This window comes from Arthrobacter sp. NQ7, from assembly GCF_029581595.2.
In the GTDB taxonomy this organism is placed as follows: domain Bacteria; phylum Actinomycetota; class Actinomycetes; order Actinomycetales; family Micrococcaceae; genus Arthrobacter; species Arthrobacter phenanthrenivorans_B.
Genome location: NZ_JARFXU020000012.1, coordinates 1 through 26,408, shown reverse-complemented (window position 1 = coordinate 26,408; position 26,408 = coordinate 1). Strand labels below are relative to the sequence as shown.

Sequence of the window (26,408 nt, the reverse complement as noted above, 5' to 3'; positions counted from 1 at the left end):
CTGGACTTGTCGGGCTGGTCGTTAAGACTGGAGTCATGCAGGGACGTGAGGACGCGCAACGAGGGTATTTGGATGTGGAGGCGCTGGCCGGGGAGTTGTTGGTCCCGGGCAGTGTCTTCGCTTTTCTGGCCGGGAATCGGGGGCACCTGTTTCCGGATTCGATGATGGAGGATCTGTTTCCGTCGCGGCGGGGCAGGCCTTCGGTTCCGGCGCCGGTCATCGGCTCGGTCCTGGTGCTGCAGGCCCTGCAGGGTTTATCGGACCGGGAAACCGCGGAGGCGCTGACGTACGATCTGCGGTGGAAGGCCGCGTGCGGGTACGGGCTCACTGATACGGCGTTCCACCCGAGCACGCTGACGTACTGGCGCAGGCGGCTGGCCGCCTCGAAGAACCCGCACCGGATCATGGAAGCGATCGCGGAGGTTGTCGCCGAGACCGGGGTCCTGAAGGGAAAGCGCCGGCGGGCGGTGGACTCAACAGTCTTGGACGACGCGGTCGCCAGACAGGACACCATCACGCAGCTGATCGCCGCGATCCGCCGCTTTGGCCGTGACGTCCCTGCCGGGCAGGACCTGGTGGGCACCCACGCTACGGGGTATGACTACACGCGAACCGGCAAACCGGACATCGACTGGGATGACCGTGATGCCAAGGACGGGCTGGTTTCGTCCCTGGTCACCGACGCGGTGGCGTTGCTGGCCGCGGTCGATCCCGAGACCTTGAACGGCAAGGCGGCTGACGCGTACGCGCTGCTGGCGCTGGTCGCCGGGCAGGACGTGGAACCGGCAGAAGATTCAGACGGGACCGACGGGCGGTGGCGTATCGCCCGCAAGGTCGCCCCGGATCGGCTGATCTCCACCGTGGACCCCGATACCCGGCACGCGCATAAAACCCAGTCCCGGCAGCAAGACGGATTCAAGGCCCACATTGTCATCGAGCCCGACACCGGGCTGATCACCGCAGCTGAGCTGACCAAGGCCTCCGGGCCGGAGAACAGTGACGGAGCCGTCGGGGCCCGGCTGATCGGCATGGACCCGACGATCGCCGGCACCAGCGTGGACGTCCTGGCCGATTCGGCCTACGGGTCCGGGGACATGCTCGCCGCACTCGCCCGCACCGCTCACACCCCGGTGATCAAACCCTGGCCGGTCCGCCCTGCAGTCGAAGGCGGATTCACCCTCGATGACTTCACCGTCGATGAGGCCGCCGGCACCGTGACCTGCCCGAACGGCATCACCCGGGCCATCACGGCCAAACGGCGGGTCACGTTCGGTGTTGCCTGCAACGGCTGTCCTTTCAGGGCCCGGTGCACCACCTCACCACGGGGACGCAAGCTGGTCCTCCACGAACACGACGCGCTGCAGCGCGAACACCGCCAACGTGCCACGAACCCGGCCTTCAAGGATGACTACCGCACGCACCGGCCCATGGTCGAGCGGTCCATCGCCTGGCTCACCCGGGGTAACCGACGCGTTCCCCACCGCGGCATCAGCCGGAACAACGCCTGGCTGCGCCTACGGATCGCGGGACTCAACCTGCGACGCATGGTCGCCCTCGGACTGACCGTGAACGAGGGATCGTGGGCGCTGGGATAAACCCCGCCGGACCCTGCCAATCCCACCACTGGATAACCCACCACATTCGGGGGCACAATAAATCAAGCGGGCGGAACGACCCCGTTGTCGCACCCAAGGGTGCTGACCAGAACACGCCGCTAGACGGCCATTGGTGGCGTTCCGCCCGCCCCACAACCGCCTTATTCAGCAGCCTCCTAGTGGTTGGAGCGGCGCAGGTCTGGTGCCAACTCATGCTGGAAACTCTGGCCGATCCGGATGCACCCTGGCGTCGCACGGCGTCCTGACTGACCGCAGCTCCGATTACCGTGGAGCTCGACCAGGGCCTGCGGCCGCAAGCCCCCATTAAGCTGAAGTATGACGAGACGCCTGCGCAATATTTCAGCGTGAGCCCGGCCAAGCCCTCCATCTCGAGATCCCTCTGGTATCCGAATCAATCGGCCACAGGATCCCTGATTTGTCCGAGCGCTTCCCGAGGGATTCTCCGTCAACACTGCGAGCAGCCGCGTCTCTCTGACCGAATCTCATGCAATCCTGATTTCAGGCAGCGCTTCCGTCCAGCAACGCGAAAGAGCCCCGTCCCCAGGACAACCTGGGGACAGGGCTCTAATTCGTCATGCCTTAGCTACCGCTAATTTGCCGAAGCACGTACTGCAGGATGCCGCCGTTGCGGTAGTAGTCCGCTTCACCCGGGGTATCGATGCGCAGGACGGCGTCGAAGGACTTCGAGGAACCGTCCTCGGCGGTGGCGGTGACCTTCAGGGTCTTGGGCGTGGTGCCCTCGTTCAGGGCGGTAACGCCCTCCACCGAGAAGGTTTCCGTACCGGACAGGCCCAGGCTGGCGGCGTTCTCACCGGCCGGGAACTGCAGCGGCAGGACGCCCATGCCGATGAGGTTGGAGCGGTGGATGCGCTCGTAGCTCTCGGCAATGACGGCCTTGACGCCCAACAGGGCGGTGCCCTTGGCGGCCCAGTCGCGGGACGAACCGGAACCGTATTCCTTGCCTGCCAGGACCACCAGCGGGGTGCCGGCTGCCTGGTAGTTCTGGGCGGCGTCGTAGACGTAGGCCTGCGGGCCGTCAGCCTGGGTGAAGTCGCGGGTGAAGCCACCCTCGACGCCGTCCAGGAGCTGGTTCTTGATGCGGATGTTCGCGAACGTGCCGCGGATCATCACCTCGTGGTTGCCACGGCGGGAGCCGTAGGAGTTGAAGTCCTTGCGCTCCACGCCGTTGGCCAGGAGGTACTGGCCGGCGGGGGTGTCGGACTTGAACGAACCGGCCGGGGAGATGTGGTCCGTGGTGACGGAGTCGCCGAGCTTCAGGAGCACGCGGGCGCCGGTGATGTCCTTGACCGGTTCAGGCTGCGCCTGCATGCCCTCGAAGTACGGGGGCTTCCGGACGTAGGTGGAGTTCGGATCCCAGGCGAAGGTGTCGCCAGCCGGGGTGTCCAGTGCCTTCCAGCGGTCGTCGCCGTCGAAGACGCCCTCGTAACCCTTGGCGAACATTTCCTTGTCGATCGAGGAATCGATGACCTGCTGGACCTCGACCGGGTTGGGCCAGATGTCCTTCAGGAAGACGTCGTTGCCGGCCTCGTCCTTGCCGAGCGAATCGGTCTCGAAGTCGAAGTCCATCGAACCGGCCAGGGCGTAGGCGATGACCAGCGGCGGCGAGGCCAGGTAGTTCATCTTGACGTCCGGGTTGATGCGGCCTTCGAAGTTGCGGTTGCCGGAGAGGACGGCGGCGACGGCGAGATCGTTGGCCTGGACGGCCTCGGAGATCTCCGCTTCCAGCGGGCCCGAGTTGCCGATGCAGGTGGCGCAGCCGTAACCCACGATGTAGAAGCCGAGCTTCTCCAGGTACGGGGTCAGGCCGGACTTCTCGTAGTAGTCGGTGACGACCTTGGAGCCCGGGGCCACGGAGGTCTTGACCCACGGCTTGGCGGTCAGGCCCTTTTCGACGGCGTTGCGCGCCAGGACCGCGGCGGCCAGCATGACCGACGGGTTGGATGTGTTGGTGCAGGAGGTGATGGACGCGATGGTGACTGCACCGTGGTCCAGCTCGAACTCGCGGCCATCAGCCATCTTTACGGGCACCGGGTTGGAGATCCGGCCGGCGCCGCCATGCGCTGCGGAGTACTTCGGCGGTTCGCGGTCGGTGTCCGAGATATGGGTCGCTCCGCCCGTGAAGGACGGCGCGTCCGAAGCCGGGAAGCTCTCCTCGAGGGACTCGTCCAGGGTGCCCGCGTTCGCGTCGTGCGAGACGTAGTTGAGCAGGTCGTGGCGGAACTCGTCCTTGGCCTCGGTCAGCTCGATGCGGTCCTGCGGGCGCTTGGGGCCTGCGATGGACGGAACAACGGTGGACAGGTCCAGTTCCAGGTACTCGGAGAACTTGATGTCGCGGGACGCGTCATGCCAGAGGCCCTGTTCCTTCGCGTAGGCCTCGACGAGGGCGACGTTCTGCTCGGACCGGCCGGTGAGGCGCAGGTAGTCCAGCGTGACGTCGTCGATCGGGAACATGGCGGCGGTGGAGCCGAACTCGGGGCTCATGTTGCCGATGGTGGCGCGGTTTGCCAGCGGAACCTCGGCTACGCCTTCGCCGTAGAATTCCACGAACTTGCCCACGACGCCATGCTTACGGAGCATTTCGGTGATGGTCAGCACAACGTCGGTGGCGGTGGCGCCGGCCGGGATGCTGCCGCTGAGCTTGAAGCCCACGACGCGCGGGATGAGCATGGAGACGGGCTGGCCGAGCATCGCTGCCTCGGCTTCGATGCCGCCCACGCCCCAGCCCAGCACGCCCAGGCCGTTGACCATGGTGGTGTGCGAGTCGGTGCCGACGCAGGTGTCGGGGTAGGCGCGGAGGGCGCCGTCCACTTCACGGGTCATGACCGTGCGGGCCAGGTATTCGATGTTGACCTGGTGCACGATGCCGGTTCCCGGGGGAACCACCTTGAAGTCGTCAAACGCGGTCTGGCCCCAGCGCAGGAACTGGTACCGCTCTCCGTTGCGCTGGTATTCGATCTCCATGTTGCGCTCCAGTGCGCCGGAGTTGCCGAAGGCATCGATCTGGACCGAGTGGTCGATCACCATTTCGGCCGGTGCGAGCGGGTTCACCCGCTTGGGGTCGCCGCCCAGCTCCTTGACCGCTTCACGCATGGTGGCCAGGTCAACAACGCAGGGAACGCCGGTGAAGTCCTGCATGATCACGCGTGCCGGGGTGAACTGGATTTCTGTATCGGGCTCCGCATTCGGATCCCAGCCTGCCAAAGCGCGGACGTGATCGGCAGTGATGTTCGCGCCGTCCTCGGTCCTCAGCAGGTTTTCAAGCAATACCTTGAGGCTGAACGGAAGGTTTTCTGCACCTTCAACGGAGTTCAACCGGAAAATTTCATACTCGGTTCCGGCTACATTAAGTTTGCCTTTTGAACCGAAACTGTCCACAGTGCTCATCGCAGGACTCCTCTCGCAACAGTTTCATCTTTGTCGCGCGGTTGACCGCCTGCTAGTTAGGACGCCCTAAGTAGTTTCCAGGGCCCGAAAATTGCACACGGCCGGCCGAGAATACGGGCGCGACGTGGGACTACTACCGCCATCGTAGTCCAAAACCGCGGCGGCATCATGGACCCGGAGTCAGCAGTGCAACGGTCTCGAGGTGGTGGGTGTGCGGGTACAGGTCGAAGGCCCGGAGCCCGGCGAGCTCCCACCCTGAGCGCCGGAAGTATCCGAGGTCACGGGCGAACGAGGCCGGGTCGCAGGATACGTAGGCGATGGCGCGGGGCCTGGACGCGACCAATTGGCCGACCACGGCTTTCCCGGCCCCGGCCCGCGGCGGGTCGAGGACAAGGGCGTCGAAATTCCGCGGTTTCTGGCGCAGGACACGCTCCACGCGGCCCTGGACCACCTCCACCTGCGGCCCGGAGTGCAGGTTTTTCCGGGCGTCCCGGCTGGTCCCCGGCGCCCCCTCGACGGACAGGACGGATCCGGTTTCGCCAACGGCGTCAGCCAGGACGGCGGTAAAGAGCCCGGCCCCTGCATAGAGATCAGCCACCACCGATCCGGGCCCAAGGAAGCCGCCTCCCTGCAGGAATTCTGTGACCGCCTCCACAAGTGTCCCGGGCGCGTCGCGGTGGATCTGCCAGAAGCCCTCGCCGGTCACCCGGTAGTCATGCCCGGCGGCGGATTCCTGCACCCAGGTGCGTCCCCGGAGCTGCGACACGTGGCCGGTCATCGGATCGAAGGCTGCCACCGAAGCATCCCCCTGTACGTCTGCGGCGACTGCCCGCAGGCGCTTGTCCTTGGTGTTGGGTGCCGCCGCCAGGAGCACCAGGGGGCGGGAACCGTTGGCCGGTGCGGCCACCTCGACGCGTTCTATCCCCTGCAGGTCCAGGTCCCACAGCTGCAGCGCGTTGATGGCGTCGCTGGCCAGGGGCATTTCCCGCACGGGAAGGACCTGGCTGGAGCGGTGGGCATGCATGCCCAGCCTGCCGCCGGGGGTGACCGAAAAGCTGGCCCGGGTGCGCCACCCAAGGCCTGACCCGCCGTCGGCGTCTTCCCCCACGGCTTCCACGGCGCCGGTCCAGGCGGACGGCACTTCCCCGAAGCCGGCCAGCCGGGTCAGTTGCTCGGCAAGGACGTCCGACTTCAGGCTGAGCTGCCTGGCCCGCACCATGTGCCCGAACTCGGCACCGCCCACCGGCGGATGGCCGTGGCCCCAGGCGCGCAGCGAATCCGCGGCATGCCAGAAGTGCTCCACGCGGTCCGGGGAAGCCTCCAGCACCTCCACCACGTCCGCCCGCCAGAATTTGGCGTCCTCCCCCGCATCGGTCAGCCGGACACGGACCTTTTCACCGGGAATGGCATGCCGGACGAAGACGACACGGCCCTCGTGGCGTGCCACGCAGTGCCCGCCGTGGGCAACGGGTCCGACGTCGAGCACAGCCTCTTCGCCGGCGTGCCCGGCAGCGTCCGGCGCTTGGGCAGGGGTGGAAGTTCTGGTGGTCACTGGACGTCCTGGAGGTTCTTGGCTTCTTCGGAGGACTTGAGCTGCCAGGGGACGCTGGCCACCATGACGCCGGGTTCGAAGTGCAGCCGGGTCTTGATGCGCAGGGCGGTCTGGTTGTGCACCAGCTGCTCCCACCATTTGCCCACCACGTATTCGGGGATGTAGACCACGATGAGGTCCCGCGGGGAGTCGAGGCGCATCTGCTTGACGTAGTCCATGATGGGCGTGACGGTCTCGCGGTAGGGGCTGGCGAGGACGGTCAGAGGGACCGGAATTTCAAGCTTTTCCCAGTCGGCGATGGTGTGCGCCGTCTCTTCCGGGTCGATGTCCACGGTGATGGCGTCAAGCCGCGAGGGCCGCGACGCGCGGGCGTAGGCGAGGGCACGCAGGACGGGCTTGCGGACGTGCGACACCAGCAGCACGGCGTGCACCCGGGTGGGCAGGGCCCGCGGCGACGAGTCCTCGTCCACGGCGAGTTCCTTGGCCACGTTGTCGTAGTGCGCCCGGATGCTCCACATGATCAGGAAGAGGATGAACATGGCCAGGAGCGCGATCCAGGCTCCCTGCTCGAACTTGGTGATGAGGACGATGACCAGGACCAGGCCGGTCATACCGAAGCCGATGCTGTTAATGGTGCGGGACTTCATCATCCGGCGGCGGACCGCTTTGTCCTTGGCGAGTTTCAGCTGCCGTCCCCAGTGGCGGATCATGCCGAGCTGGCTGAGGGTGAAGGAGATGAAGACCCCCACGATGTACAGCTGGATGAGTTTGGTGACGTCGGCGTCAAACGAAATGATCAGCACCAGGGCGCCCGCCGCGAGGGCCAGCACTCCGTTGCTGAAGGCCAGCCGGTCACCGCGGGTCCGGAGCTGGCGGGGCAGGTAGCCGTCCTGGGCGAGGATGGAGCCCAGGACCGGGAAGCCGTTGAAGGCGGTGTTGGATGCGAACACCAGGATGACGCCGGTGGCAGCAACCACGATGTAGAAGGGAATTGATCCCTCCCCGAAGATGGTCTGCGCGATCTGGCTGATGGCGGGGTTCTGGATGTAGCCCTCGGGCAGCGGATTGCCGTTGAGCAGGAATTCCTTTGCCGGGTCCAGCACGATGTGGACCTTGGTGGCGTTCGCAAGGTAGATGATGCCGGCCAGCATCGCCGCGCCAATGAGGCCCAGGAGAAGCAGGGTGGTGGCGGCGTTCTTGCTCTTGGGGTGCCGGAAATTGGGAACGCCGTTGCTGATGGCTTCCACGCCGGTCAGCGCGGCGGCGCCGGAGGAGAACGCCCGGAGCAGCAGGAACGCTCCGGCGAGGCCCACCAGGCCCTGGTCGAAGCCTTCGGCCGGGACGATGGTGAAGGCGGCCGACGGTGCTTCCCCGAGCTGGCCCGTTGCGGCCTGGAAGATGCCGACGGCGGTCATGCCCAGGATGGAGGCCATGAAGATGTAGGTGGGAACGGCGAAGACGCTGCCCGCTTCCTTGATGCCGCGCAGGTTTACCAGCGCAAGGATGACGACGCCGATGGTGGCTATGACGGCCTGCTCACCGTGCAGCGACGGGACCGCGGTGGTGAGGTACGCGGCCGCCGACGACATGGAGACGGCCACGGTGAGGACGTAGTCCACCAGGAGGGCCGAGGCCACAGTCAGGCCGGCGTATTTGCCGAGGTTTTCGTTGGCGATCTCGTAGTCACCGCCACCGGAGGGGTAGGCGTGGACATTCTGCCGGTACGACGCCACCACGGTCAGCAGCACCACCATGACGGCGAGCCCCACCAGGGGCGAAATGGCCACGGCGCTCACGCCGGCCAGGGCCAGGGTCAGCAGGATCTCGTCCGGTGCGTAGGCCACAGAGGACAGGGCATCCGAGGCGAAAATCGGAAGGGCGATCTTCTTGGGAAGCAGGGTATGGGCCAGGCGGTCATTCCGGAAGGGCCTGCCCACCAGCACGCGTTTGACGGCGTTCAGTATTGTCAACACCCCACAAAGCTAGTCTGATTCGCGGACGATGTCATGACGGGACCCCGCCAGGCCGAAGCCCGGGCATGCCGGTAGAGTTCTAGCTGCACGATCCTGACTTAGATACAGAGGAGATACGGTGGCGCATTTCGTGATCATGGGATGTGGCCGGGTGGGGGCAACGCTGGCGCACACGCTGGAGGATGCCGGGCATTCCGTGGCCATCATCGACCAGGATGACCGCGCGTTCCGCCGGCTCCGCCAGGGCTTCACCGGCCGGAAGGTGACGGGTGTCGGTTTCGACCGGGACACCCTCAAGCAGGCAGGAGTCAGTGACGCCTACGCCTTTGCCGCCGTATCCAGCGGTGACAACTCGAACATCCTGGCCACCAGGGTGGCCAGGGAAACCTTCCACGTCCCGCATGTCGTCGCCAGGATCTACGATCCGGGCCGTGCCGAGATTTACCAGCGCCTGGGCATCCCCACGGTGGCCGCGGTCCGCTGGAGCGCCGACCAGGTGCTGCGGCGCATCCTCCCGGAACAGCACCTCGCGGGCGATTTCCGTGAACCATCCGGGCGCCTGGTCCTGGCCGAACTGGACCTCGACGCGGGCTGGGTCGGACACCGGATCAGCAGCATCGAAAAAGCCGCCGATGTCCGGGTGGCCTACCTGACCCGCTTCGGCGAGGGCCTGTTGCCGGATGCAGGAACCGCCTACCAGGACGGTGACACGGTGCACGCCATGCTTCAGGTGGACCGCAGTGCCCAGATCGCCCAGATCCTCGCCAAAGCCCCCGCCAAGGAGTACCAGTGAAAGTCGTTATCGTCGGCGCCGGCAGCGTCGGATCGTCCATTGCGCGGGAGTTGCTGGCGCACAAGCACGAAATCCTGCTCATCGACCTCAAACCGGAGGTGATTGGCCGCAGCGGGCTGCGGGGCGCCCACTGGCTGGTGGGCGACGCGTGCGAGCTGTCGACGCTGCAGGGAGCCAAGGTGGAGGATGCCGACGTCGTGGTCTCCGCCACGGGCGATGACAAGGTCAACCTGGTGGTGTCCCTGCTGGCGAAGACCGAGTTCGGCGTGGGCCGCACGGTGGGCCGGGTCAACAACCCCAAGAACGACTGGATGTTCAACGACTCGTGGGGCGTGGACGTGGCCGTCAATACCCCCCAGCTGATGACCGCCCTGGTGGAGGAAGCCGTGGAGATCGGCGACCTCGTCCGGCTGCTGACGCTGCAGACGGGCGTTGCGTCACTGGTGGAATTCACCGTTCCGCACGATTCCCATGTGATCGGCATGACCGTGGGCGATATCCACTGGCCCGAGGACGCCACGCTCGTGGCAATCCTGCGGGACCAGGCTCCCATCACGCCGAGCCGGGATGACGTGATCGACGGCGGCGACGAGTTGTTCTTCGTCACCACCATTGCGGCCGAGGATGGGCTGCGCGAGCTGCTGTCCTCCGCCCCCGGCAGCATCGACGCCGGGGATGGGCCTTCAGTCAGTGGTGAGCCGGCCACCGCCGGCAGCCACGGGCACGTGGCGGACGACGACGGCTTCGACGGTTAGGCGCGCGGGTGCCACAGGGCCCCGAAGTACAGGGAGTCCGGCTTAGTTAATGGATCAGGCGGCCGGTCCGGTTTCAGCCTCGGCTGGAGCCGGCCGGGTCACGAGCCAGGCCACCCAGACACCAAGGATGTACAGCGGCGCGCCCATAATGAGGCGCGTGGTCGCGAGGGCGGCCAGGCCGTCTGTACCCATCAGGTAAAGAGGAACCTGGACGATGAGGCGAAGCGCCAGGACCGCCACGATGATCCAGGTTCCCAGGCGGTAGGCCTTGACCCGGTCCGGTTCCTTTCGCCACTCCACGCCCTCATTGCGGATGAAGCCGAAGAGGAGGCCGGCCACGGGCCACTTGACGGCGATCGAGACGACCATCGCCAGGATGTATGCCGCATTGGTGAAGAAGCCCGGGAGGTAGAAGTCCTCCGCTTTGCCGGTGGTATTGGCCAGCCAGGCGGAAATGCCGACGCCCACCACACCGGCAAGGGCCTGCGTGAGCGGTCGCCGCTGCACCAGCCGGACCACCGTGAAGATGGCCGCCGACGCCAGCGCCGCCACCAGGGACAGGGTGAGCTCCCGGGTGATGGTGAAGGCGACCAGGAACACGAGGCCGGGGACAATGCTCTCGGCGATGCCCTGCACTCCCCCGGCGCTCCGCAGCACGTCAACGCGCCCGTCGTGGGTGCGGTGGAGTCCGGCCTTTGCGGCGTAGCCGGCGGCGATCCCGGCGACCGTGGACTGGCCTGGATCCTGCGGCTGGCCGCCCCGTCCGGGGTTTGCAGCGCCTGGGGGCTGTTCGGGCTCGTGCGCGCTCATTCGTGCTCCTGGCGGGACAGTATCTCGTACCGGGGATTGAAGATCGTCGGCATGTCCTTGCCGCGGGCCAGCATCCCTTCGACCCGGATTTGCGCGCCGGCTTCGATGCCCGGCACGCGGCGGCGCCCCAGCCACACAATGCGCAGCCGCGGAGGCCGGGTCCGCCCGGCACCTGCCGGGCGGTACCCGGCGTCGTCCTCTGAGACGATGGCGCTGAACTCGGCGGTCCGGTCAGCGGGAACGAAAGTCACCGATTCGATGTGCCCCTGGCACAGGACGCGTCCTCTGTCCGGCAGCTGGTCCAGGGGTGTGATGCCACCCGCGGCAACCGGGGCTCCTTTGGCCGGCTCAGCCGATCTGGGTAATTTCGGGACCACGCTCGGGCTCCTCCAGTGTGGGTGCGGCGGGCGGAGGAGTCGCGGAAGCGTCCTTCGGCAGCCGCAGCTGCAGCAGGTCGCGCGGCGGCATGGGGCTGTCACCGCGGACCACCACCACCTGCCGGAACAATGCTTCAAGCGGTTCGGCGGCGGGGCGTTCCAGCGCGGCCGGTCCACCCAGGACGCCGCGGAGGAACCAGCGGGGGCCGTCAACGCCAATGAAGCGGGCCACCCGGTAACCCTGGCTGCCGTCCGGGAGGCCGGCGGGCAGCTTGGCCACCAGTTCGGTGCCGAACGCGCCATCAATTTCTTCGACCTGTCCGCCCTGCGCGCCGACCGACTGGCCGATTTGTTCACGGATCTCGTCCCACAGGGTTTCCGTCTTGGGTGCGGCGAAGGCCTGGAGCTGCAGGCTGGACCCATTCAGGTCCAGGGTCACTGCCACTACCCGCTGCGTTGCCTCTTCCACTTCCAGGCGCAACTGAAGGCCCTCGCTGGGCGTGATCAGCAGGGCGCCGAGGTCGACGAAGCCGTCGCGGCTGCTGATCTCGGACTCATCGAAAGGGCCGTCCTGCCGGCGGCCGGCGGCGGCGCTTTCTTCGCCCTCGGCGACGGTCAGCTCCTCTGCCGGCTCCGCCGGTTCGTCGTTCTTTGCTTTCCTGCCGAACCCAAAGACCATGGGTGACTCCTTAATTCTGAAATGTGCCAGTGCTGGAACCTGCCGGCCGGACCTGTGGAGGTCCCGCCGTCGTACGTGCTGGCGTGGCAGCGGATGCAGCCTGCGGTCAGGCTCCGGGGATGTTGAACCCGCCGGTGGAGCCGAAGCCTCCGGAGCCGCGCACGGATCCGCTCAACTCGGTGACAGGAATGAATTGGGCATGTTCCACCCGCTGGATGACCATTTGGGCAATTCTATCGCCGCGCCGCAGCTCTATTGGCTGGGTGGCGTCGGTGTTCAGCAAAGTCACGGAGATCTCTCCGCGGTAGCCCGCATCCACGGTGCCCGGAGCGTTCACGATCGTCAGGCCGTGCTTGGTGGCGAGGCCGGACCGGGGGTGGATCAGCGCCACGAACCCGTACGGAAGGGCGATGGCGACGCCCGTGGGAACCAGTTTGCGCTCCCCCGGCAACAGGACCACGTCCTCGCGGGCGCGCAGGTCCGCGCCGGCGTCGCCCGGATGGGCATACGAAGGCGCCTCAAGCTCCGGATCCAGCATCTTCAGCTGGACCTGCAGGGTGGGGGCGCCGGGCGCTGGTGATGCTGCGTCCGGGACAAGGTCTACCGTGGCGGGATGATCAGTCACAGTCACTCACTCTAACCCGCGCCGCCGTATCAGTCCTAGGTGGGCCGCGGCCCCGGCACCGCCGGGCGTTGGGAGCCAAGGTGAAATAGCCGGACAAAGGTGGAAAGCTGGGGACATGCCCGAATCAAGCCCGTCTCCATCCGTACCCGGCACACCCTCCGCAGGGGCGCCTGCCATCTATCGGGAGAAGCTGTGGCCCAACCCCTGGATCTGGATCATTGCAGCCGGCGTGTCCGCGGCGGGCATCCTTGTTTTCGCCCCGATCAGCATGGCGGCAGGCTACACAGCCGCCCTGGTTCTTTTCGCCATCATTGCCGTCCTCCTGCTCCTCTCCACCCCCGCCATCACGGTCACGGCTGACACGCTCACGGTAGGACGGGCCACCATCGAACGCCGCTTCGTCGGCACGGTGGAACAGTTCACTGCCGGGGAAGCAACGGCAGAGCGGGGAACCCGGCTGAATGGGCTGGCCTACCTGTGCATCCGCGGCTGGATTGATCCCGTGGTGAAGATTGAGATCACGGACCCGGCGGACCGCACCCCGTACTGGCTGACTTCGACCCGCCACCCGGACCGGCTGGCGGCAGCCCTGACCAGGAGCTAAGCGGCCGCCGATCGGCGGAATATCACGGCGCGCCCTGTTCCTTGAGCCAAATCCGCGCCGCCGGGTGGCAGAGTTTCGATTGATAGTAATGCCAGGGTGGAGGATTTGTATGCAGGATCTACGGCTTGTAGGCGTGCACGACGACGGGACGCATCTCCTGTTGAGCGGGCCCGGCGGCGAGATGTTCCAGCTGCCGATCGACGAGGCCCTCAGGACGGCCAGCCGGTCCACAGCGAAACCGCGGGTGGACCGCCCGGCGGTTCCAATGTCGCCCAGGGATATCCAGGCCCGGATCCGGGCCGGCGCCACCGCGGCGGATGTGGCCGAGTTGTCCGGAATGCCGCTGGCCAAGGTGGAGCGCTACGAGGGACCGGTCCTGGCCGAGCGCGAATATGTTGCCCAGCAGGCACGCAAGGTTGAAGTCGCGGCACCCTCCCCCGGCCACGACGTCTACCGGTCCGCTTTTGGCGACAACCCGGCGACGCTGGACGACATGGTGGCCCACCGCCTGTCAGCCCACGGCATTGACCCCGCAACCGTGGAATGGGACTCCTGGCGGCGCCAGGACGGGACCTGGACGGTTTCGGCAAGCTTCGAGGCCAAGCCCGGCGGGACCTCCGGCATCGGCGAGGAACCTCCAGCGCTGTGGACCTTCAACCCGGCGCGCAAGACCCTGCAGAACACCAACCGCTGGGCACAGCAGCTCAGCGAACTCGAGCCGCTGGACGGCCCCGTTCCCGCCCGCCGGCTCACCGCGGTGTCCGACCGCCCCTTTGACTTTGAAACTGACGCGGATACGCCAAAGTCTCCGTCCGGCCAGGCTGGCCCCGGCCCGGACGCCGGCAAGGAGTCCGATGGCCTCCTCGACATGCTCCGGTCCCGGCGCGGGCAGCGGTTGGGCGTGGACGAGGACGCGGACGACGCCCTGGCGCTCTTGCTCACCCACGGCGTGCCGGCCGCACACCCCAGGCCGTCCGAGGTTGCCGCGGAACCCGAGTCCGCGGAACCGGAGACGCAGGAAGACCAGCGGGACGCCCCGGCAGCCCAGGGTGATTCCTTCATCCGGCGCCGGGACACCCGGCCTTCGATGCTCTCGCGGCTCAGCCTTCTTCCGCCGCACCGGGACAACCACGATGACGCGTTGCGGCTTCACGACGGCGTCAGCACGGACACGCGGGAGATCACCATCGCGGCGTCCCCGGCCAAGCCCTCCGGTGCCACACCCGGTTCCGGAGCCGGCGGTTCCGGCGCGGGGTTGGACGAGCTGCTGGGCAGCAATCCCCGCCGCCCGGCCAAGCAGGATGATGCGTCTCCCACGACCGGACAACTGCCGGAAACCGAGGCACCGGAACGGCCTGCACGGCCCAAGCGCTCCAGCGTTCCCTCCTGGGACGAGATCGTGTTCGGAACGCGCAGCGACTAAGAGCCGGCTCTTTTCCATGGGCACCGCGGCGCCCAACTGCTACGATCCGTCACCATGGGCCGTGTAGGCCCTGACCAGCCCACCATGGAGGTTCGCCGTGCCGGACACTACCTGCCACATGTCAATGTCGCTGGACGGCTTTGTCGCCGGTCCTGATCAAAGCCGGGAGAACCCGCTGGGCAAGCGCGGGCTGGAGCTGCACGGATGGCACATTGGTGATCCGCGTGCCAACGATGCCGACAAAGTGGCGGCCGAATGGCTGATGCGTCCACGGGGCGCCTATGTGATGGGCCGGAACATGTTTGGGCCTGTCCGGGGCGGCTGGGATGAGGAGTGGAACGGCTGGTGGGGTCCGGAACCGCCGTACCACGCGCCGGTGTTCGTCCTGACCCACTACCCGCATGACCCGATCCCGATGGAGGGCGGGACAACGTTCCACTTCGTCACCGAGGGTTTCGATGCTGCGTACGCCGCCGCTGTGGACGCTGCCGGCGGCAAGGGCGTTGATATTGCGGGCGGAGCGTCCACCGTCCGGCAGGCACTGGCGGCCGGTGTGGTTGACGAACTGACCCTCGACATCGCGCCAGTCCTGCTCGGATCAGGTGAGCGGATCTTCGACGGGATTGCGACGTTCAATTTCGAACCCGTTGAGGTGCTCCACTCTCCCCTGGCCACCCACATCCGCTACCGCCGGGTCTCCCAGTAGGAGGCCCTTACCGGTCGAAGAACGCCGGGCCCTGTGCATAATCGTTGCAGCGTAGAGTCTTTTCCGAGGCAGAACAACGCCGCTCAGGAGGACCAGCTGCCGAATGAACACGCCCAGCAGCAAAACGGCGCCTTCACGCCGACAGATGCGACACCCCTCACGCGGAGGGCGGGTGAAGGATCCTTCCAAGCCATTGCTCGCCCGGGGAGAAACCCAGCCTGACCACGTCGACGCAACCGGCCACGCTCCATTCCGGCAGCCGTGGTTCAAGCGCCAGTCCGGGAGGCCAGCTTGGTGGTTCCCAGTCCTGGTGTTCGCTGGCGTAGTGCCGGCCGGTGGGTGAGGTCCAGCCGGGTGGTTCGTTTTTGGTTGCGGGGGTGGGTTTCCAGCCGGTGCTGTGGCGGAGTTTGTGGTGTTTTGGGCAGGGTTGTCCCAGGTTGCTGATTCCGGTGGTGCCGCCGTTGGCCCAGGCGAGGAGGTGGTCGGCCTCGTTGTCCAGGGAGTGGTTGCTGCAGCCGGGGAACGGGCACTTGCCGTCCCGCATCCGCAGCCAGGCCCGCATGGCTTTCGTAAGGCGGTAGCTGGTCCTGCCGATCTCCAGCGGCGCCCCGTCCCGCGGGTCCACCAACACCCGGTGGAACGACTCGGCGCCGTCCGCGACGAGCCGCCGCGCCATCGAGGCCGGGATCGGCCCGTACCCGTCCAGCATTGCCGGTTCATCGGCCAGGCCCAGCAACGAGAACACGGGAACGGTGACCAGCACCTGCGCCCTGATCGATGACGGCGGGACATCTGTTTCTTCAACGCGGCCGGCTGCGGTCTCCCGAGCGTGCACGCCAGCGGAAGTCGCCCTGGCATCCCTGCCGCCTGTCGTCCCGTAGGCGTCCGTGCGGTCTGGTGTGCCGCTGCCCAGAACAGCGGACGCGAACAGGTCCGCGCGGAGTTGGGTCAGGGTCCGGCGCTCGTCCGGGCCCTGCAAGGACCGGGCGACGCCGGTGAGCCGGTTCCAGCCCGCCACCGCCTGGTCCGCGGGCAGGCACGCGCTAAGCCAGGCCATCCCCTCCCGGTCCGGCCGGAACTCCACCCGCCGCTCCACCACCCCTTTGGCGTGCCGCTTCTCGATGCTCTCGGCGTGGTGGCGTTCCCGCCAGGTACGGGCCTTGGCCTTGAACCGGTGCGCCGGCAACTGCCCGGCGGGGCACCCCCGCGCCGGGTCTGGGGCGTCCGGGTCCAGGAAATGGGATTCCAACTCCGCCGCCCCGGCAGCATCCAGGCCGGCGGTTTCATCGGCCATCACCACCGCGTGCTGCCATGAAATCGTCCCGGCTTGCAAAGCCTCCAAGGTCCGCGGCAAACCGGTGGTCAGGGCGTGGGAGGTGGCCAGGAACGACCCCGCGGCCCGCGGCCCCAGCGCCAGCACACAGCCGATCTCGGCCGCGACCGCCATCTCCTGCGCCACCACCGGCACATCGGGGCCTGCAACAGCAGCGGCGCTCTCCGCATACCCAACGGCAGCTTTGGCCTTCAACGCCGCGAACCCGGCCTCCACCTCCCGCGCACCGGCCAGAACGTCCAGGCAACCATCCGCCAAACCAGCCAACGGATCAGACACTGAAAACGGCGCCAACCCGGCCCCATCCACCTCAGCATTCAGCACAGCAAGGGCAGCCCGGATTTCCCCGAACGCCTTCACCACCGCTGCCTTCCCCATAAACCGATCATGACAAGGGGGTACGACAATCACACGGGCATCATCGGGAGTAATTCAGTCAGCGGGTTCACGGGGGTGAGGTGGGTACCTTAAACCTGTATTTCGACTTCACCGGACAGTCCTACGGCTTTCTGGGTCTGCTTCCCTAGATCAATACCAACCGTGATAGATGGGTCCTGGCGCCGCTATCCGCAGCAGGGGATCCATGTTGAGCGCCTCATCCAGGGCCCGCCGGCGTGTAGGCGGGGCAGAATCCACAGGTGCATCGAAGCGGCTCCCAGCAAACATCGACGGGTCCATCGTGGAACTGCTAACGGGTCTCGAGGGGGACCAGACCATTGAAATGGTGTGTAGCGTTTAGGGCACCTTCACCGGGCATTTTTGCGGGCGGGGTACATGGGACACCCCAATCTTCGCGGCTGCAACACGGCACGTCAGAGCCGGGTTGTAGCGGTAAAGGACCGGCTATCGGGCGTCCGCGCAGGGAGATGAGAACGTCAACTTTCCCAAGGATTTAAGCAATTCTCTTGCCCAGTACCATGCCCCGGCTTAGCGTCTAAGCCAAATCACGTGCCAATTTCATCGACGGGAGGCGTGAAGGATTGGTTGCTGACAGGCTGGAGCCTGCGCCTCGAACCTGGATAGAGAAGACTTACGATGTTGCGGGTTTCTACATAAGTCTCGTGATTGCTGTTGCAGTGACAGTCCCATGGCAGCCGTTGCGCTCCTCGCCTTTTTATTTCTCTCTTCTATTCCCGGTCACACTGTTGGTCTACCTGGTGATGAGCCTGCTGGTTAGACCACTAAAGCGTCAGCGAATCGCTCGGAATACTGAGAGGGGAATTCTTGAATGCAGTCTTCGGCCGGGCCCCAACGCACTGCCCCGCGGCTATTCCGTACCGGGTCCTGCAGACAAGCGTGGGTGGATTTCTGGACACGGCACCATGAAGGAAGGGTCGCTCATCTTCCAACCGATGGCGGCATTTACTGGATATTCCGTAGGGGAGACCCTCGTCCTCCCGAATGTGGAGCCGTTGACGGGCGGTTTGAGGACTCCAACGACAGCACCCTGGTATCTGGGTCGGAAGCGAACTGTCGTCTACGTCAAGACCGATTCAGGCATTTTTGAAGTTTCAGGTTCGGCGGAGGAGCTGAAGTCCGTGGGGATCTATCCGACGGAACCATCGCGGTAGGACGAGGATGCACACCGAAGGATCCTCTACCGGGCGGCCCCAAGGTCTGCTCCGGCCACGGTTCCCTACAGCAGCGCCGCCTTCAACTCAGCAAGAACTGGTCCGTAGTGGTGTAGCGAATGACCGGCGCGCCGTTCGAACCTTCGTCTCTAACCACAACATCTCGACGAAGCGTGGTTCCGAGCTTCCTCATCACGTTGGCTACGCCGTCTACTCTTGCCTGATTGATGAGTTCCCGTAGGTCGAAGTCAAAAATCACAGCGTTTGGAGCGGGGAAGAAGTTGACTCGTACTCCATCCACGGGCCAGACAGCGAAGCCCTCAAGTTCGGCAAGACCATGTCTATTGGGCGGCAGAGGTGAATGGCCATCGCTTGTTGTCAGTCTCCAACCGCTGCGGTGCAGCATCGCAAACACTGCATCCCAGTCGTGTTCTGCACTCCCGAGTACCTCGCCATCAGGGAGCACGCCGGGGTCGTCCCCAAAAGCCGCATGGAAACGCGTCCAATCAAGATCCGATGTCATAGGAACAATCATCGCTGAGGTCTTGGTTTGTTGGATCGCTCTGTTGGAAGGCTAAAAGCGCCGCCCTTAGGCCGGTGGCTCTGCGGACCCTCCAAGCGCCCTTAAGGGGATCCCTTACCGGACACGTTGCACCGTTAGGGAGTTGAGCCGGCTGGACTAATCATGAGTACGCCAGAAAAGCGAGAAGCAGGCTAATCGTCCGTCGATTCTAGCTTCGCGTGTCGCCAGATCACGGTGTAGGCGACAGCCAAGCCAAAGCACAGCAGCATAAGAATTACGTAGATGAACTCGAATTCGTTGTTCACAACGTCGATAACAATTTTCACAGCTGCTATCAGGCAGGCGATCCATGCAAGAACAGCAACCCAGCGGGCGGTTCGGCGGGGAAACCTGCCCAAGGGAGATCTATCTGCTCGCATGGCTCACCCTGTCCGCAAACAGGCCAACTGTGCCCGGGAAGATTACATCCAGCTCGTCGCCGAGCGAGCCTCGATACGAGGGCCCGTAAGCCGATCCTTCGCCGAACACCTTGGCGGCCTACCCGAGCATGGTGTGAAGAACTATCAACAACACACCTGCAACAAAGAGCAGCGCGCAGAACAGCGTGCCCAGCAGTTCCATGCCCCGCAGCTGCTCAGCTTTGTCTCGAACGGGAATGATTTTGAACTTCTCCGTAATCAGGAATACCTGATAAGCCGCTATCCGCTTACGGAAGACAAACCAAGCAGCGGCCACCAGCACGAAAACTACGCCTTCACCCATTCGCGTACCCCCAAGATGATTAGCAGGTTCAGCCAGGCCAAAGCCGGACCCTCCCACTGATCCACCCAGTGTTGCAGACCTCGTGTTTAGAAGACGTACGCTTGCCGATCGCCTTACGGGCTGCCCCTCCATAAACTGTCCCGTAGAGGGTTCGGAATGGGTCCTCGGCCCTCACGATTCGCAGCGCTAGGATAACCGCATGGGCGCTGCCAAGGATTCCGCCGAACCCCTTCAAAAGCTTCCACAGGGAATGCCACGAAGGTACGCCGCCTACAAGCCAGTCATTCCGGGCAGCGCAGGACCGCTGCCAACCAACGTCGGCGGATACGACGAACTTTTGGATTACTTTTAAGAGCGTGGCCAGGCATTGCCCCGCCAGGCAGACAGCCTCACCGCTCTTGATCAGGCAATTGCCGAAGGCTTGCCGGCCGAGCTGGTCCGCCCGATCGGGATGTTCTACGGAGACCTCCTTACCCATACTGTCCCCGGCGCCCACTGGGAAGTAGTTCAGGAGGGATACCCTCTGGTTCGTGTCACCAGAAACGTCGCTATCGACGTCGTTCACATTGCCCTGAGACGCTTGGCTAGCCCGAATCCCACACTCGAAGAAAACTACGACCACGTCCTCGGTCTCGTAAGGAGAGACGCGTAGAAGGGCCGGCTCCGGGCACCGAGGGTGACAAATAGCGCTGCGAAAAGGCGGCCACTTACCGCTGCGATTCACACCGTTGAGCCACCCTCAATTGGACACAACATCGCCCGTTGAGCCACCGGCATTCGGGACGACTTAGGGGCCTACTCGATCGAGATGGACGGACGGTCTGCAGCAGGCCGGTACGTTAGAGCAGGAACTCTCCCGAGAAAGTTATGACGCAGCCATGTGGAAGCCCAGCACTATGTGAATCTTTAGGGCATTTCCTACACTCGATGTGAAAACGGAGGAGGGTATGTGTCTAAGCGCAAGATGCATGGCGTCTGGGTTTTGTATCTGCTGCCGTGGTTCGGCTTGGTTGCTGGCTTTATGTGGTTAGGCAAGAACGTCTTCCACTGGTGGTAGCCGTGGCAGGATCAGCTCTACTTCCGTTTGGGTGACAGTGGCAGGTATACGGTGGATCGCCCAAGCGGGCGAGCGTTGTGTCGACAAAAGTGGGCCCATCCGAAGCGCTACATCTTGAGCCGGACTCGTCTCCTTATGTGTTCACGTCTTCGCTACGCTCAGGTCATGAGCGCCAGGAACTGGAAGCAGCCAACCAAAGGTGGCGCCGTAATTATGGGCCTGATCGCGGTGATGTGGTTGGCGAACGACCTATACGCTGTGCTGGCCGAGGGATTCCGAGCGACCGTCTGGTACTGGATTATCCAGGTAATGAATATGGTTCTATTGGGCTTCAGCTTCTGGTGGTACCGCCAAGCAGCGAAGAAGGCACCCAAACAAAGCGAATCGTAGAACCAAGTCCGAAAGCCGATCCTCCACCAGACATTCTCGCCAGTGAATGCGGGTACGCGTCGTACACCTTCACAAAGGGATGGGTGGGTGGGATGCTGAGGGCAGTGTCGTGGCTTTACGCGGTAGCGGACATTGGGGGACGAGAATGCGACGGAGCCAGCCAGGGTTGTGGTGGAACATGGTTCCTTTTCTGTTTGTTGGCGTGCTGCTGACATCTTGTGGTGATGCGAAAAGCGGGGTGCCGGAAACCGCTGTACCTGTGTCCGTCGATTCCCCCACGTCCACCAGCGCAGTTCCTGGTTCCATGACCACTTCACCGCCCCAATCATCCTGTGCGGCGTTCTTGCCGTCCGCCCCGTGCGCGAAATACCTCGGCATCTCGGGCACGTCGAATGGCAAAGACCTCCCCTGGGTAGCATCCGGGGCGTTAGCGCGGAGCTGATGACCGTCAACGGTGAACTTTGGCTGGGCGTGGTACCCAGATGCGCGCCCATGAGCGGTCCAGCGAAAATCACAGGTACCACGCTCACCGTCAGGGACATTGTGATCGGTGCGAGCGGGTGCATCGACAAGAACGAGGGCGAGCAGCAGCAGTGGGTACAGGACTTCCTGCAGCGGCCTATTGAACAGACCTTCAGCAACGGGACGCTCACTTGGAAGAGTGGAAGCGACACACTGAACTTCAGAAGCGAATAGGCCGGCTCCATAGGGAATGAGGGCGCTATGAACGATCGCCCCGATGTATTGGTAAGACCAGACTGACCGGCCGCTGAAAGTGCCGGCCCCTGGTACTGCCTCACTGTTTGTAACCCAAGATTCGCTTCCAGTGGAGCAGCTGCCCGGTAAAGGATCCCCAAACGGAGGGTGGTTTACCGTTCTCGGAAAGCTGTCTAGGCTCTGGCTACGACGGACAAGGGACAACCGCGACGATCAGCATCGTGGCCATGGACAGAATGGTGGGCCTGGACCATCGCTCTTGTGTTGCTGTCTGTTGTTGCCACTTTTGCGCTCAGCATCGCGAGTCAGGGCTGCAATGCCAGCATTGTCGACGGTACGAGCCTCTGCCGAGACTTCTATCTCATTCCCCCCGATATTCGCCCGACGTTTATAACTGTTGTAGCGGCGGTTGCCGCTTACCTCGTCTACAGGCTCATTCGGTCAGTGAAACGATCGAGAATGGGAACGGATCTCTAGATACCGTCCTTTGGGGAAGCGTGAAAGCATAGCCGTCCGTATACCGATCGATCTACGGGACAAGCGTCAGGGTCATGGGGACGCCGCAAGCGACTCGCGCCCAATATGGTGCATTGCCGTTTAGGCTGCGGGTATGAAACCCCGCGGAATTCTCATTGCTGCTCTCGTCCTGGTAGTAATCGTGGTTGCCATAATTGTGGCTTGGGCAAGTTTCGGTGGCCGCCCAACACTCATGAGCTCCACGGCGTTCACCACTGCCCGGTGACCGATCCTTGAACGGATACATTTTGGGGCTTTTGGAGATCCACAGTTAGTGGACCTGCTTCGTTTGGTCCCGCACCCAAGTATCAAATTCGGCAGCATACTCCCGCTGACGTGGAGGGCAGTTTTCGAGTGCATACTGCAAGCGCTCGTTCAACGCGGGGCTCGGGCCGCCATCCATTAGCAGCAGAGCCTCAGCTCGGGCGAGAAAAACTTCGGTGTTTGGACCACCCCGATGTCGAAGTCCCCCGGCCCGAGTCTGTTCGAGCATTTCCTCTCTGCGCAGCAACCGGTCGAGAATCGGCCAGCCCGCGACATCCAATTGGACAACCATGTCCTCGACTGCGGATACAGCCGAAGCCTCATCGGTGATCTCCCACCAAATGTCCTGTCCAGGTGACGTACCCTCCGGATGGAGCCGCTCGCGATAAAGGCCCAGGTTTTCGGTCACCGACTTCGGCATCGCAGCACCCAACTTCACCCGGTTCCAACGGAGCCAAGGCTCAGGGGCGACAGCCAGGTTGATCACACACTTCAACTGCTCCGCTGTACTGAAAGATGATGACTGCACGTTCACGACAGCCCAATCCCCTGAGGGCGTGGACTTTCGCCAAGTTGGGGCTGAACCTTTAAAGCCGTGGCTCCGGGCACAAGGGCCGAGAACATCTCGCAGCGCATCTTTGAGCGCTTTCTGTACCGTCATAAAAGAACACTCGCATATCCGGTTCCGAAATACCGGTGCTAGAACGGCAGGGTCCGTGCCCCCTTGAGCAGCTCAATCAACAGTCATTGGGCCCGGGCCCTGACTCAAAACCTGGTTGTATCACTTGAATCAGGGTGGTTGCGCTGGAATCCCGTTCCATTCGCATAGCGTCCGTAAGAGGATCCCCTTACGGGACACCAGGAGCCGCCGCAAAAGGGCAACCAACCACCTCAAGAGCGAAACCTTCAGTCGCGCCTAGGCTTTACCACCCGGCTTGCGGCTCTCGCCCGGCCCGCCCGACCCCTGCCACAGGCAGGCATCAACGTCGAACGGCAGCAACTGGTCCTGCTGCGCCATCAAGGAGGCGCCGTGCGCGGTCACCCTGCGCATGAAGTGGCGCCGGCACAATGTCTCGTAACCCACCACGGGCACATGCTCCGCTTCGGGAGCGGCGGCAGCCTCCACGACCATGTCCACGTCCCCCACCACCACCTGTGCACCCTCGGTGACCATGACGCCGTCGACAGTCCTGGCATTGTGCGTGGCGCGGCGGCCACACCAGCACAGCGCCTCCACCTGCAGCACCTGCACCCGATCGGCAAGCTCGATCAGGCGCTGCGACCCCGGGAACAGGCGCGTCCGGAAGTCGGCGGTGATCCCGAAGGCAAACACGTCGACGTCGATCTCGTCCACCACCTTGGCAAGCTGCTCAACCTGCTCCGGGGTGTAGAACTGGGCCTCGTCGCAGATCAGGTAGTCAACCCGCTGGCCCCGGGTGCGGCGGAGCATGACTTCCTCCCAGAAGTCCGTGGAGTCCAGGACCTCCACGGCGTCCGTCTCCAGGCCGAGGCGGCTGGAGATCCGGGACTCCCCGGCGCGGTCGTTCCGGCTGAAGCGGACACCGCCGCGGCCGCGGGCCCGGTGGTTGTAGTCCATCTGCAAGGCCAATGTGGACTTGCCGCAGTCCATGGTGCCGGAGAAGAAAATCAGCTCAGCCACGCCGCTTGGTCCTTCCTTCGGCGGTGAAGCACAGCAGCGGAACTTCCCGCTCGGCCTTCGTCAGCGAGCCGTGCTGGCCCACCACCTCCATGGCGGTGGGCCGCATGCGCCGCCCGTCGTAAAGCGCGACGGCGTCCCGCGCCGCGATCATGACGTCACCGATCCTGCCTTCCACAGCAGGCCGCACGTCACCAAAAAGTCCCCCGGCCACAGCCTCCTCGCGGGTGAAAGCCCAGACACGGTCACCGAAGCGTGCCTTCCAGGCGCCCAGCAGCCGCTCCCGGACACCTGCAGTCCCGGCCTCCGCCCCGTCAAGGTACAGGTGCACCATCCGCGGCTCCCCCGCGGTGTGGCGGACGCCGTCCACCAGCTCGGGGTAGGCGGAGAAGTCGATCCGCTGTGATTCCGCAACGTCCAGCATCCCGTGGTCGGCGGTCAGCAGGATGAGTGTGCCGGCCGGAAGCGAGGCATTGAGCCGCTTGACCGTGGCATCGAGCTCCTCGAGCTGATGTTCCCACTGTTCCGAACGGCAGCCGTAGCGGTGGCCCGCTTTGTCCAGTTCATTGACGTAGAAGTACATGAGGGCCGGCCCGGAGGCTGCCATGGCCTCGGCCGCGGCAGCAGTCCGTGCATGGGAGGTGGTGCCGGAGATGAAATTGCCGCCCCGCAGCGCGGCCCGGGTCATGGGCGAGCCGTCGAACTGGGACAGGCTCACGGTGTTCACCGCCACGTGGCCGTCGATGCGTTCAAACACGGTGGGGAACGGCTGCCAGGCAGCGGGGTCCACGCCTGGGTCCCAGTTCCCCAGCAGGTTGACCACCTTGTCCTGGTCGGGGTCCAGGACGTCGTAGCCCACCATGCCGTGCTGGCCTGCGGGGAGCCCGGTTCCGAAGCTGGACAACGCCGCTGCCGTGGTGGAGGGGAAAGCGGAGTCCAGCCAGACCGGAACGTCGCCCTGCCCGGCCTGCATCACGGACCGCAGGAACGGTGTGTGCGCGGCTTTTTGCTTGAGCAGGTTCCTGCCCAGTCCGTCCGCCAGGACGATGCAGACGCGCGCTGCGGCCGGGAGTCCCAGAGTGTTGGTGAAGTCCTCCACCCCCAGGCACGCAGCAGCGCTGGTGAGGACCTCGGCAATGGAGCGGTGCCCGTAGGCCGGTGCGGGCGGAAGGTCCGGAGTACGTCCGGGAATCGTGGCAGCTGTTGCGGCGGAGGGTCGGTCTTCCGGCATCTCAGCGCTGCTGGTGCCCGCGGCTGAGCCGGTTGCCGAACACCCCGGACCGCGGCCGGGGCGCCATGGACTGTGCGTGGGACACAGGGGCCGGGGAGCCGGTGTTGACCGCCCGCAGGGCCCTGGCGAAGAGCTTGGCGTCCTGCACGGCCTGCAGCCCGTCCGCCTCGGCACTGATGCGCAGAACGATGTCTTCCTGGGCGATGGTCCCAGTGTAGCCGTGGTCGGCCTCGCACTGCGGGTCGCCGCAGCTGGCGGGGCCCATGTCCAGGCGCTGGCCGCCCGACCAGGCGATGGACAGGGTGAGTTCACGCACCGGGTCCGAGGGCTTGTAGTTCTGCGGCTGCGCGTACATGTAGCTCAGGACCACGGAGCGGATCTGCGCCACGGGAACGGACTCGGTGGAGATCTGGGCGACGATCTGCTCCCCCGCCTCGTCAAGCTGCTGGTCATCCACGTGGGTAATGACCAGCATGTCGGCGGTGAGGACCAGCACGGTGATGTGGCGGCGGACTTCGGCGCGGTCGAAGTGGGTTTCCAGGTGCACCAGATGGGCCACGCAGTCCCGGCCATCCAGTGCGTCATCGACGACATCCGAGACCAGGCGCGGGTAGAACCCCGCCTTCTGCAAAGCGTCTTCCAGGCTCTGGCCCTGGATCCCGTGGTTGTGTGAGCTGTGCTGGCGGACTGCCTGGTTTTCGTTGCCGGGCGTTTCGGGCGCCGAAGCGGGAGGAAAGCTCATGCCCCCATTTTCACAGATCGTCCGGTCACTTGCTAACCGCGTCAGCCCAGCATGGCCCGGCGCGCGCTGTCCGTGCGTTGCGCGGCATTGCCGATCCGCACGTCCGCGGCCAGGATGGTCACCCCTGCGGGGCCGCACAGAACGGGGTTGAATTCCACCAGCGCGATCTCGGGATGGTTGTCCTTCATCCACGCCAGCCGGCCGGCAAGATCCTCCAGGGCCTGCACGTCAACGGCGGGCAGGCCCTGGTAGCCGAAGAGTTTGAGGGAGGCGCGGGGCGACCGGATGAAGTCGTGCACGTCCGCCGCGGAGAGCGGCGGCACCCGG

The 26,408-nt window shown here is 64.8% G+C and carries 25 protein-coding genes; 11 read left to right on the top strand and 14 right to left on the bottom strand.

The window, feature by feature from the left end:
- Positions 1-35: 35 nt before the first annotated feature.
- Positions 36-1,595 (top strand): IS1182 family transposase, encoded by a 1,560-nt coding sequence (locus PUN71_RS13530; protein WP_277798834.1) that lies wholly within the window; start codon positions 36-38, stop codon positions 1,593-1,595.
- 600 nt (positions 1,596-2,195) lie between these two features.
- Here PUN71_RS13530 and PUN71_RS13525 read toward each other — a convergent pair.
- The 3 genes from PUN71_RS13525 to PUN71_RS13515 all read right to left on the bottom strand — a co-directional run bounded on the left by PUN71_RS13525 (position 2,196) and on the right by PUN71_RS13515 (position 8,546).
- Complete coding sequence (locus tag PUN71_RS13525; protein WP_277798833.1) at positions 2,196-5,021, bottom strand: aconitate hydratase; 2,826 nt, start codon at positions 5,019-5,021, stop codon at positions 2,196-2,198.
- A 166-nt stretch (positions 5,022-5,187) separates the two neighbouring features.
- The gene (locus PUN71_RS13520; protein WP_277798832.1) at positions 5,188-6,573 is read right to left on the bottom strand and encodes a class I SAM-dependent RNA methyltransferase; all 1,386 of its coding nucleotides are present in this window, start codon (positions 6,571-6,573) and stop codon (positions 5,188-5,190) included.
- Positions 6,570-8,546, bottom strand: a complete 1,977-nt coding sequence (locus PUN71_RS13515; RefSeq protein WP_043449480.1) for an APC family permease — start codon at positions 8,544-8,546, stop codon at positions 6,570-6,572. The genes PUN71_RS13520 and PUN71_RS13515 overlap by 4 nt, the downstream gene beginning before the upstream one ends.
- A gap of 118 nt (positions 8,547-8,664) precedes the next feature.
- Here PUN71_RS13515 and PUN71_RS13510 point away from each other — a divergent pair, with 118 nt between their 5' ends.
- Positions 8,665-9,339 (top strand): potassium channel family protein, encoded by a 675-nt coding sequence (locus PUN71_RS13510; protein ID WP_043449477.1) that lies wholly within the window; start codon positions 8,665-8,667, stop codon positions 9,337-9,339.
- The gene (locus PUN71_RS13505) at positions 9,336-10,094 is read left to right on the top strand and encodes a potassium channel family protein (protein WP_277798831.1); all 759 of its coding nucleotides are present in this window, start codon (positions 9,336-9,338) and stop codon (positions 10,092-10,094) included. The genes PUN71_RS13510 and PUN71_RS13505 overlap by 4 nt, the downstream gene beginning before the upstream one ends.
- 54 nt (positions 10,095-10,148) lie before the next feature.
- Here PUN71_RS13505 and PUN71_RS13500 read toward each other — a convergent pair whose 3' ends face one another.
- The 4 genes from PUN71_RS13500 to dut all read right to left on the bottom strand — a co-directional run bounded on the left by PUN71_RS13500 (position 10,149) and on the right by dut (position 12,585).
- Positions 10,149-10,904 (bottom strand): DUF3159 domain-containing protein, encoded by a 756-nt coding sequence (locus PUN71_RS13500; protein WP_277798830.1) that lies wholly within the window; start codon positions 10,902-10,904, stop codon positions 10,149-10,151.
- Positions 10,901-11,155 (bottom strand): single stranded DNA-binding domain-containing protein, encoded by a 255-nt coding sequence (locus tag PUN71_RS13495; RefSeq protein WP_346421899.1) that lies wholly within the window; start codon positions 11,153-11,155, stop codon positions 10,901-10,903. The genes PUN71_RS13500 and PUN71_RS13495 overlap by 4 nt, the downstream gene beginning before the upstream one ends.
- Before the next feature lie 97 nt (positions 11,156-11,252).
- A complete protein-coding gene (locus PUN71_RS13490; protein WP_277798829.1) occupies positions 11,253-11,960 on the bottom strand; it encodes a DUF3710 domain-containing protein in 708 nt (235 codons plus the stop codon).
- 106 nt (positions 11,961-12,066) lie between these two features.
- The gene (dut, locus tag PUN71_RS13485) at positions 12,067-12,585 is read right to left on the bottom strand and encodes a dUTP diphosphatase (RefSeq protein WP_043449470.1); all 519 of its coding nucleotides are present in this window, start codon (positions 12,583-12,585) and stop codon (positions 12,067-12,069) included.
- 115 nt (positions 12,586-12,700) lie between these two features.
- Between dut and PUN71_RS13480 the strand changes: the two genes are divergently transcribed.
- From PUN71_RS13480 to PUN71_RS13470, 3 genes are all read left to right on the top strand, one after another.
- Positions 12,701-13,189: a DUF3093 domain-containing protein gene (locus PUN71_RS13480; RefSeq protein WP_043449468.1), complete on the top strand. Its 489-nt coding sequence runs from the start codon at positions 12,701-12,703 to the stop codon at positions 13,187-13,189.
- A 109-nt stretch (positions 13,190-13,298) separates the two neighbouring features.
- Positions 13,299-14,612 carry a septation protein SepH gene (gene sepH, locus PUN71_RS13475; RefSeq protein WP_277798828.1) on the top strand — a complete coding sequence of 438 codons (1,314 nt, stop codon included), beginning with the start codon at positions 13,299-13,301 and terminating at the stop codon, positions 14,610-14,612.
- Between the two features lie 97 nt (positions 14,613-14,709).
- A complete protein-coding gene (locus PUN71_RS13470) occupies positions 14,710-15,318 on the top strand; it encodes a dihydrofolate reductase family protein (protein WP_277798827.1) in 609 nt (202 codons plus the stop codon).
- A gap of 157 nt (positions 15,319-15,475) precedes the next feature.
- On the opposite strand, the gene PUN71_RS13465 is transcribed toward PUN71_RS13470, so the two are convergent.
- Positions 15,476-17,029: an HNH endonuclease signature motif containing protein gene (locus tag PUN71_RS13465; protein ID WP_277798826.1), complete on the bottom strand. Its 1,554-nt coding sequence runs from the start codon at positions 17,027-17,029 to the stop codon at positions 15,476-15,478.
- A 1,275-nt stretch (positions 17,030-18,304) separates the two neighbouring features.
- Positions 18,305-18,745, bottom strand: coding sequence for a hypothetical protein (locus tag PUN71_RS13460; protein ID WP_277798825.1), 441 nt, complete (start codon positions 18,743-18,745; stop codon positions 18,305-18,307).
- A gap of 282 nt (positions 18,746-19,027) precedes the next feature.
- Between PUN71_RS13460 and PUN71_RS13455 the strand changes: the two genes are divergently transcribed.
- The 5 genes from PUN71_RS13455 to PUN71_RS13440 all read left to right on the top strand — a co-directional run bounded on the left by PUN71_RS13455 (position 19,028) and on the right by PUN71_RS13440 (position 21,650).
- The gene (locus PUN71_RS13455; protein WP_277798824.1) at positions 19,028-19,567 is read left to right on the top strand and encodes a hypothetical protein; all 540 of its coding nucleotides are present in this window, start codon (positions 19,028-19,030) and stop codon (positions 19,565-19,567) included.
- A gap of 139 nt (positions 19,568-19,706) precedes the next feature.
- A complete protein-coding gene (locus tag PUN71_RS13450) occupies positions 19,707-19,859 on the top strand; it encodes a hypothetical protein (protein ID WP_277798823.1) in 153 nt (50 codons plus the stop codon).
- Positions 19,860-19,874: 15 nt separating this feature from the next.
- Positions 19,875-20,159 carry a DUF6278 family protein gene (locus tag PUN71_RS23180; protein ID WP_502860678.1) on the top strand — a complete coding sequence of 95 codons (285 nt, stop codon included), beginning with the start codon at positions 19,875-19,877 and terminating at the stop codon, positions 20,157-20,159.
- A 570-nt stretch (positions 20,160-20,729) separates the two neighbouring features.
- On the top strand, positions 20,730-20,954 hold the full coding sequence (locus tag PUN71_RS13445) for a hypothetical protein (protein WP_277798822.1): 225 nt from the start codon (positions 20,730-20,732) through the stop codon (positions 20,952-20,954).
- Positions 20,955-21,395: 441 nt separating this feature from the next.
- A complete protein-coding gene (locus PUN71_RS13440) occupies positions 21,396-21,650 on the top strand; it encodes a hypothetical protein (RefSeq protein WP_277798821.1) in 255 nt (84 codons plus the stop codon).
- Positions 21,651-22,458: 808 nt separating this feature from the next.
- Here PUN71_RS13440 and PUN71_RS13435 read toward each other — a convergent pair.
- The 5 genes from PUN71_RS13435 to PUN71_RS13415 all read right to left on the bottom strand — a co-directional run.
- Positions 22,459-23,112 (bottom strand): DUF4304 domain-containing protein, encoded by a 654-nt coding sequence (locus tag PUN71_RS13435; RefSeq protein WP_277798820.1) that lies wholly within the window; start codon positions 23,110-23,112, stop codon positions 22,459-22,461.
- A 255-nt stretch (positions 23,113-23,367) separates the two neighbouring features.
- A complete protein-coding gene (locus tag PUN71_RS13430) occupies positions 23,368-24,111 on the bottom strand; it encodes a thymidine kinase (protein ID WP_277798819.1) in 744 nt (247 codons plus the stop codon).
- Positions 24,104-25,339: an alkaline phosphatase family protein gene (locus PUN71_RS13425; RefSeq protein ID WP_277798818.1), complete on the bottom strand. Its 1,236-nt coding sequence runs from the start codon at positions 25,337-25,339 to the stop codon at positions 24,104-24,106. The genes PUN71_RS13430 and PUN71_RS13425 overlap by 8 nt, the downstream gene beginning before the upstream one ends.
- A 1-nt stretch (position 25,340) precedes the next feature.
- Positions 25,341-26,081 (bottom strand): DUF5998 family protein, encoded by a 741-nt coding sequence (locus PUN71_RS13420; protein WP_043449452.1) that lies wholly within the window; start codon positions 26,079-26,081, stop codon positions 25,341-25,343.
- A 41-nt stretch (positions 26,082-26,122) separates the two neighbouring features.
- A partial coding sequence (locus PUN71_RS13415) for an acetate--CoA ligase family protein (protein ID WP_277798817.1) occupies positions 26,123-26,408 on the bottom strand: 286 nt, incomplete at its 5' end.

Bases quoted from the DNA above. Each gene is read 5' to 3' on its own strand.
- PUN71_RS13530 (WP_277798834.1), top strand. From the start codon at position 36: ATGCAGGGACGTGAGGACGCGCAACGAGGGTATTTGGATGTGGAGGCG.
- PUN71_RS13525 (WP_277798833.1), bottom strand. From the start codon at position 5,021: ATGAGCACTGTGGACAGTTTCGGTTCAAAAGGCAAACTTAATGTAGCC.
- PUN71_RS13500 (WP_277798830.1), bottom strand. From the start codon at position 10,904: ATGAGCGCGCACGAGCCCGAACAGCCCCCAGGCGCTGCAAACCCCGGA.
- PUN71_RS13490 (WP_277798829.1), bottom strand. From the start codon at position 11,960: ATGGTCTTTGGGTTCGGCAGGAAAGCAAAGAACGACGAACCGGCGGAG.
- PUN71_RS13480 (WP_043449468.1), top strand. From the start codon at position 12,701: ATGCCCGAATCAAGCCCGTCTCCATCCGTACCCGGCACACCCTCCGCA.
- sepH (WP_277798828.1), top strand. From the start codon at position 13,299: ATGCAGGATCTACGGCTTGTAGGCGTGCACGACGACGGGACGCATCTC.
- PUN71_RS13465 (WP_277798826.1), bottom strand. From the start codon at position 17,029: ATGGGGAAGGCAGCGGTGGTGAAGGCGTTCGGGGAAATCCGGGCTGCC.
- PUN71_RS13460 (WP_277798825.1), bottom strand. From the start codon at position 18,745: ATGACATCGGATCTTGATTGGACGCGTTTCCATGCGGCTTTTGGGGAC.
- PUN71_RS13455 (WP_277798824.1), top strand. From the start codon at position 19,028: ATGAACTCGAATTCGTTGTTCACAACGTCGATAACAATTTTCACAGCT.
- PUN71_RS13450 (WP_277798823.1), top strand. From the start codon at position 19,707: ATGGGCGCTGCCAAGGATTCCGCCGAACCCCTTCAAAAGCTTCCACAG.
- PUN71_RS13445 (WP_277798822.1), top strand. From the start codon at position 20,730: ATGAGCGCCAGGAACTGGAAGCAGCCAACCAAAGGTGGCGCCGTAATT.
- PUN71_RS13440 (WP_277798821.1), top strand. From the start codon at position 21,396: ATGACCGTCAACGGTGAACTTTGGCTGGGCGTGGTACCCAGATGCGCG.
- PUN71_RS13435 (WP_277798820.1), bottom strand. From the start codon at position 23,112: ATGACGGTACAGAAAGCGCTCAAAGATGCGCTGCGAGATGTTCTCGGC.
- PUN71_RS13425 (WP_277798818.1), bottom strand. From the start codon at position 25,339: ATGCCGGAAGACCGACCCTCCGCCGCAACAGCTGCCACGATTCCCGGA.
- PUN71_RS13420 (WP_043449452.1), bottom strand. From the start codon at position 26,081: ATGAGCTTTCCTCCCGCTTCGGCGCCCGAAACGCCCGGCAACGAAAAC.